The sequence below is a fragment of the Rhodococcus sp. (in: high G+C Gram-positive bacteria) genome, from assembly GCF_049299235.1.
GTDB lineage: Bacteria > Actinomycetota > Actinomycetes > Mycobacteriales > Mycobacteriaceae > Rhodococcus.
On the sequence record NZ_JBAQXC010000241.1, the window covers coordinates 1 to 7,080 of the forward strand.

The following is a 7,080-nucleotide window of genomic DNA, read 5'->3' on the forward strand; positions in this document are numbered from 1 at the left end:
GCCAAAGCGGCGACGCACGCGCTGCGTGGCCGCGGCTGGACGCTCGCCGGCGTCACCAGTGACACGGCGCTCGCGGCCTACCTGGTGCGCCCCGGCCAGCGCAGTTTCAATCTCGACGATCTGTCGCTGCGCTACCTCAAGCGGGAACTGCGTGTCGAGGAGAGCGGTGAGCAACAGTTGTCGCTGCTCGATGCCGACGATGCCGCCGATGCGAAGGCCGCCGAGAACGCGATCCTGCGGGCGCGGGCCGTCGTCGACCTCGCCGAGGCCCTGGACGGTGAACTGCACGACATCGAATCGACCGCGCTGCTCGCCGACATGGAACTGCCGCTGCTCGACGTGCTCGCCGACCTCGAGGCGGCGGGCATCGCCGTGAACGCCGAGCATCTGCACGATCTGCAGTCCGGGTTCGCGGCGGACGTCGCCGCCGCAGCGAACGCCGCGTACGAGGTGATCGGCAAGCAGATCAACCTCGGCTCGCCGAAACAGTTGCAGGTGGTGCTGTTCGACGAACTCGACATGCCGAAGACGAAGAAGACGAAGACCGGCTACACCACCGATGCCGACGCTCTGCAAAATCTGTTCGACACGACCGGGCATCCGTTCCTCGAACATCTGCTCGCGCACCGCGAATCCACCAGGATGAAGACCACCGTGGACGGGCTCATCAAGTCGATCGCCGACGACGGCCGCATCCACACCACGTTCAACCAGACCGTCGCCGCGACCGGCCGGTTGTCCTCGACCGAGCCGAATCTGCAGAACATCCCGGTCCGCACCGACGCCGGACGGCACATCCGCGACGGCTTCGTCGTCGGCCCCGACTTCGATGTGCTGCTGACCGCGGACTACAGCCAGATCGAAATGCGGATCATGGCGCACCTGTCCGGCGACGAAGGGCTGATCGAAGCGTTCAACACCGGTGAGGACCTGCACAGTTTCGTCGGGTCCCGCGCGTTCGGGGTGCCGATCGAGGAGGTCACCCCCGAACTGCGCCGCCGCGTCAAGGCCATGTCGTACGGCCTGGCCTACGGGCTCAGCGCATACGGGCTCGCGCAGCAACTCAAGATCACGACAGACGAGGCGAAGGAGCAGATGGACGCGTACTTCACCCGGTTCGGTGGGGTGCGCGACTACCTGCATCGCGTCGTCGAGGATGCCCGGAAGGTCGGCTACACCTCGACGCTGTACGGTCGCCGTCGCTACCTGCCGGACCTGACCAGCGACAACCGGCAACGTCGTGAGGTCGCCGAGCGTGCCGCGCTCAACGCCCCGATCCAGGGCACCGCCGCCGACATCATCAAGGTCGCGATGATCGACGTGCAGAAGGCGCTGCGCGACGCGGGGCTGCGGTCGCGGATGCTGCTGCAGGTCCACGACGAACTCGTGCTCGAGGTGACCGAGGACGAACGTGCACAGGTCGAGGCCTTGGTGCGCGAGAAGATGGATTCGGCGATCGAACTGTCGGTTCCGCTCGACGTGTCGGTCGGCTACGGCCGTTCCTGGGATGCTGCCGCGCACTGACCCGTTCGCCGTGGCGCCGGCCGGGCGAGTGCCGGCCGGCGCCGGGTTCGGACCGGGCACGCAGTGGGTACACATCTCGGCATGACACTACGAACCGGCATGAACTCACGAACCACGATGGCTGTCGTATCCGGCGGATGCGTGGTGGCGCTGTTCGCAGCGGGGTGCAGCGACGACACCGGCACCACCGTCGAAACGCCGCCGGCAACGATGACACCGGCAACGATGACACCGGCGGACACCACGACCCTGCCGACCCCGGCACCCGGCATGAGCGGGGATGCGTTCGGACTGCCCGGCACCACCGATATCGACGCATTCACCTACGACGAAGCGGCGGTGCCGGTCGGTTCCACCGTCGATGTCGAATCCGACGATGACGACGGCCGCACCACCGTCACCCTGTCCGTCACCGGCCTCGCTCCCGATCGAGATTTCGGTGCCCACGTGCACACGCGGCCGTGTGGGCCGGATCCGTCCGATTCGGGACCGCACTACCAGAACGATCCCGACCCGGCGGCGACACCGGAGTCGCCGTCCACGGACCCCGCCTACGCGAATCCGTCGAACGAGGTGTGGCTGGACATCACCACCGACGCCAACGGCGATGCGCGAGCATCGAGCACCGTCGACTGGGAGTTCCGCGACGACCAGGCGAACTCCGTGGTGATCCACTCGCAGCACACCATGACCGGACCGGGCGTGGCGGGCACCGCGGGGGACCGGTTGGCGTGCATCGACGAGGACTTCTGATGCTGCTACCGCTAGGTGACCTTGACGAGTAGTTCGTACTCGTTCAGGGTCGCGTGCCTACCCGGCCGCAGCCGTAGCGACACCGGCCACGAACCGACCTTCTTCGCGCGGAGCGTCATGATTCGTTCGGCGCCGCCGCCGGGCAGCGGGTTGTTCGAGGGCAGGTACCGCAGATTGGTCCAGACCAGACCGTCACCGATGCGATCGGTGAACCACGTGGACCCGGACGAGGACCGTTCCATCAGGTGCAACTCGACGATGTCGCCCGCGGCGACGGTCACGTCGCGAGCCTCCGAGGTGACGACATGCTTCATGAAGTCATTGTAGTTGCGAACGTGACCGGCATCACCCATGTTGTGGAGGTGGGAATCAGGCGGTCGATTGTGCCGCCGGGCGGTCCGCATCTTTCGGGCCGGTGCCGACGCGGGGATCCACCGTGAACGTCGCGGTTACGCAGGTGATTGCGACGACGAAACAGGCCAGCGTGTACCAGAGATTGCCGACGGGATCGCCGTTGCCGGTGGCCCCGTCGGTCGCCCCGAGTGCGGCGGGCAGCGCGGTGATCCACAGCAGCGCCATCACGCCCAGGTACACGAGGCTGTAGACCTGTACGAACCGGTTGGTGTGCCGGTCGGCCGGTGCGTCGGCGGCGCGCAGATCCCACCATCGCCGGGTCAGTGCGCCGACCGCGACGACCGCGACGACAACGAGTTCCGCCACGTAGATGGCGCCGCGCACGGTGTCGCTGCCCATACCGAGCACGGTGGCGGGTAGGGGCAGCACGAACGTGCCGACCGAGGCGAGCAGGCCGATCACCACGGTGCGCCACGCCAGTTCCACACCGGTGAAGTGCCTGCCCGCGTCGACGTGACGGCCGACGAAGAACTGCACACACAACGCCAGCGACATCGGCCACAACGCGGCGAACACCACGACGCTGGGAATGGGGACCGCATCGAAGAACGGCTGGTTGATCGGATTGTCGAGCGACCATTCCCACCATCGCAACTGGGGGCCGAGATGATCGAAGATCTCGTAGAAGGCGTGATGGACGAAGCCGACGCACACGGCGCCGATCAGCATCCCGTAGCGCGTGAACACCCCGAGCATTCGGACGATCTCGAAGGCGAGTGTCGCCATCAGCGGGTAGATCGCGACAATGTACAGCGGCAACCGGCCCCACAGGAAGTCCACCGTGAACACGTTGTGCGCGAACATCGTGTCCACGTGTTCCTCGATGCCGAACGCGGCCGGGAAGTACAGCGGTGGTTCGATGACGAACAGATAGGCGGTCGCTCCGAACCACAGCACCAGATTCGTCGGATCGCCCTGGCGGCGTAGTCGAACGATCGCGACGATCAGGGCGAGGACCGCGCCGACGATGATCGTGACCTCGAGGACCGGAAGTGTCCAGTTCTCCAAGGCCAGCGGGTTGCGGAACTCGACGAGCCCGCCGGCGTCCTCGCACGAAAACCCGAGCCGACCGGCCAAGTCGTCGAAGGTGGGCGAGCAGAGGTCCGACATCAGTTGGTCCCCTGTGCTTGTGCGTCGGCGGTGTACCACTGGGTGACGTCGTAGCCGGATTCGAAGCGTTTGAACCACCGGTCGGCCAGCGCGGGTAGCTTCTCGTGCTCGGGATTGTGCCGCGGCATTTGGCTGCGGACGACACCGCCGAGCGCGACGAGTTGTTCACCGAGCGGCAAGTGATCGAACGCCCGGGTCATCGGGCCGTTGTCGACCGCGGTCAACGTCGGGATCAGCTTACGGAAGGTTTGCCGGCGGCGGTACCACGCGAACATCGCCATCGCGTCGATGTTCCGGTCCTCGACCGGAACATGCTTGTTGAAACCCTCGCTGGCGATCTCGATGACCTTCAGCACGTGTCGGAACACCGACGGTGCCATGCGCATGCGGTACAGGTCGCTCCCGACGATGGAGTCGAAGATGATCAGTGCGGAGCTGCGATGCTCGACTTCTTCGACGAAATGCCAGATGAACAGGGATGCGACCCGGTCGTCGCCGGGGGCGAAGAGTGTCGAATCGTGGTCGAGCATCAGCTTGAACACGGGGGTGAAGGTGGCTTCGAGGTCGGCGGTGTAGGCCACAGGCGATAGTGCAGCGATGTTTCGGCGGTGAGCTTGTCGTATGCCCCGATGACGTCGTCGAAGGTTTCCTGCAGGCCGGGGTACCGGTCGATCAGTGCCTTCACATGCTGGCGGTGCGCCGTCGAATGCTGCCCTTCCTGGCGCATGAACGCATCGGCCTCGGCGGCGATCTCGGGGTCGGTGATCAGCGGTTTCGCCTCGGTGATCATCTGCACGATCATCTTTTCGAAGCCGACCGCGAGGAACGAGATGGCGTTGGCCATGCTCGAGAACGCCGGGTTCTGCGCGTTCCACAGGAACGGCACGTCGTGGTGTTCGAACCCGAAGCGCATCTTACGGACGTGAAGATCGGTCACCTGTGGTACCTCGTCTTTCGCGGGGCGGAATTGGGCTGTGGTGCAGGCTCGCTCGGATAGGAGGAGCCGCCGTGCAGCGGATCATACACACGATCGACAATGTGTATGATCAAATGTCCGGGATTCGCGAACGGACGCATCGGGCGCCCCGTGCTACCGTCGACCCCCGTCCGCGGAACACGGTCGGCGCTCACCGGAGCACGGTCGATCCCACGGACACGTCCGACCGAGGAAGCAGCTCGTCCGACCGAGGAAGCAATCAGTGGCAGGTAGGCGTGGATGGGGTGGGCATCCCCCGGGTAACGACGAGGACGCGACCGAGCGGATCGTCGCCGTCGCCGTCGACCTGATCGGACGCACCGGCGCGGCCATCAGCATCGCCGAGGTCGCCGACGCGCTCGGCGTCATCCGCCAGACCGTCTACCGCTACTTTCCCAGCGCCGACGCCCTGATGCAGGCCGTCGCGGTCGCGTCGGTCGCCGGCTTCCTGGACCGGCTCACCGACCGGGTCCGCGGACTCGACGACCCGGCCGACGCGATGACCGAAGGCGTGCTCTACACGCTCGCCGAGGTTCGGCGCACCCCGCACCTGGGAATCCTGCTGTCCAACTCGTACTCGAACGCCGACCTCGACCGGATCACCTCCGACGAAGCGCAACTGTTCGGGATGACGATGATCCGGCGCTTCGACGTCGACTGGGAGAGTTACGGATACGACGAGGCATCGCTGCACGACCTCGTCGAATATCTGTTGCGCACCATGCAGTCCTTCTTCGTTTCGCCGGGCCACCCGCCGCGCAGCGACGACGACATGCGCCGCTATCTGCACCGCTGGGTGGGCTCGGCGATCCTCGCTCAGCCGCGCCCCGCCGAATCCTGACGGGCGTTCCCGGTCGGTGATCGGCGGACCCCGGCAGGATGGTGGGTGTCGAAAATCCCGTGCCGGCTCCGTCCCCGGGATACGAACGGCTACCACGGCCGGGGAACGAGGAGGAACACCATGAAGTATCTGCTGCTCAAGCACTACCGAGGCGGACCGACCCCCGTCGGCGACTTCGTCCCGATGGACCGGTGGACACCGGAGGAGGTCGACGCGCACATCGGGTACATGAACGACTTCGCGGCCAGACTGCGGGAAACCGGCGAATTCGTCGACGCCCAGGCGCTCGCACCGGACGGCACGTTCGTGCGCTCCGACGGTGCCGGCCGCCCGCCGGTGACGGACGGTCCGTTCGCCGAGACGAAAGACCTCATCGCCGGCTGGATGGTCATCGACGTCGAATCGTACGACCGCGCACTCGAACTCGCCGGGGAACTGTCGGCCGCACCCGGCGTCGGAGGCGAACCGATCCACGAATGGCTCGAACTGCGTCCGTTCCTCACCGAACCGCCCACCGTCACGGAGTGAACGAGACCCTGCTGCGGGCCCTGGTGCCCGCGGTGATCGGCATCCTCGTCCGGCGCGGAGCGGACTTCGCGTCGGCCGAGGACGCCGTGCAGGACGCGTTGATCCGGGCGCTGGACACATGGCCGGACGACCCGCCACGCGACCCGACGGGCTGGCTCGTCGCGGTCGCCTGGCGCAAGTTCCTCGATGCGGCCCGTGCCGAGGCGTCGCGGCGGGGCAGGGAAGCCGTGGTCGAGACCGAACCGCCCGCCGGTCCGGTGCCCGCCGTCGACGACACCCTGCGCCTGTATTTCCTGTGCGCGCACCCGATTCTGCCGCCGTCGTCGGCGGTGGCGTTGACGCTGCGCGCGGTCGGTGGTCTGACGACCCGCCAGATCGCCTCGGCGTACCTTGTCCCCGAAGCGACTATGGCGCAACGGATCAGCCGCGCCAAACGGAAGCTCGCGGGTCTGCCGCTCGATCGTCCCGGCAATGCCGGGACCGTGCTGCGGGTGCTTTATCTCGTGTTCAACGAGGGCTACAGCGGCGACGTCGATCTGGCCGCTGAAGCGATCCGGCTGATCCGCCAGGTCTCGGAACTGACCGATGAGCCCGAGGTCGCGGGCCTGCTCGCGCTGATGCTGCTGCACCACGCGCGCCGCTCGTCGCGCACCGGCCCGGGAGGGCGCCTGGTCCCGCTCGCCGAGCAGGACCGATCGCGCTGGGACGAGACGATGATCGCGGAGGGCGTCGCGATCCTGCAGGCCGCGCTGGCCCGGGACCGCCTCGGCGAATACCAGGCGCAGGCGGCGATCGCCGCACTGCACGCGGACGCTCGCAGTGCCGCCGAGACCGATTGGGTGCAGATCGTCGAATGGTACGACGAACTGCTGCGGCTCACCGGCAGCCCCGTCGTGCGGCTCAACCGGGCCGTCGCGGTCGGCGAGGCCGACGG

At 66.9% G+C, this 7,080-nt stretch carries 7 protein-coding genes and 1 pseudogene; 5 read left to right on the forward strand and 3 right to left on the reverse strand.

Annotated features, from left to right (window positions below; genetic code table 11):
- Positions 1–1,524, forward strand: a 1,524-nt coding sequence (polA, locus tag WAX14_RS14320) for a DNA polymerase I (protein WP_422628720.1), incomplete at its 5' end; no start/stop codon positions are given.
- Positions 1,525–1,623: 99 nt separating this feature from the next.
- The gene (locus WAX14_RS14325; protein ID WP_422628726.1) at positions 1,624–2,277 is read left to right on the forward strand and encodes a superoxide dismutase family protein; all 654 of its coding nucleotides are present in this window, start codon (positions 1,624–1,626) and stop codon (positions 2,275–2,277) included.
- 11 nt (positions 2,278–2,288) lie between these two features.
- On the opposite strand, the gene WAX14_RS14330 is transcribed toward WAX14_RS14325, so the two are convergent.
- The 3 genes and pseudogenes from WAX14_RS14330 to WAX14_RS14340 form a co-directional block, all read right to left on the reverse strand.
- Positions 2,289–2,591, reverse strand: a complete 303-nt coding sequence (locus WAX14_RS14330) for a protease inhibitor I42 family protein (RefSeq protein WP_422628721.1) — start codon at positions 2,589–2,591, stop codon at positions 2,289–2,291.
- Positions 2,592–2,646: 55 nt separating this feature from the next.
- A complete protein-coding gene (locus WAX14_RS14335) occupies positions 2,647–3,801 on the reverse strand; it encodes a hypothetical protein (RefSeq protein ID WP_422628722.1) in 1,155 nt (384 codons plus the stop codon).
- Positions 3,801–4,738, reverse strand: a pseudogene (locus tag WAX14_RS14340) (metal-dependent hydrolase). The gene WAX14_RS14335 and the pseudogene WAX14_RS14340 overlap by 1 nt, the downstream one beginning before the upstream one ends.
- Positions 4,739–5,000: 262 nt before the next feature.
- On the opposite strand from WAX14_RS14340, the gene WAX14_RS14345 reads away from it, so the two are divergent.
- The 3 genes from WAX14_RS14345 to WAX14_RS14355 form a co-directional block, all read left to right on the forward strand.
- Entirely contained in the window at positions 5,001–5,618 is a 618-nt protein-coding gene (locus tag WAX14_RS14345) for a TetR/AcrR family transcriptional regulator (protein ID WP_422628723.1), read from the forward strand.
- A 120-nt stretch (positions 5,619–5,738) separates the two neighbouring features.
- Positions 5,739–6,146 (forward strand): YciI family protein, encoded by a 408-nt coding sequence (locus WAX14_RS14350; protein ID WP_422628724.1) that lies wholly within the window; start codon positions 5,739–5,741, stop codon positions 6,144–6,146.
- A partial coding sequence (locus WAX14_RS14355; protein WP_422628725.1) for an RNA polymerase sigma factor occupies positions 6,143–7,080 on the forward strand: 938 nt, incomplete at its 3' end. The genes WAX14_RS14350 and WAX14_RS14355, both read left to right, overlap by 4 nt.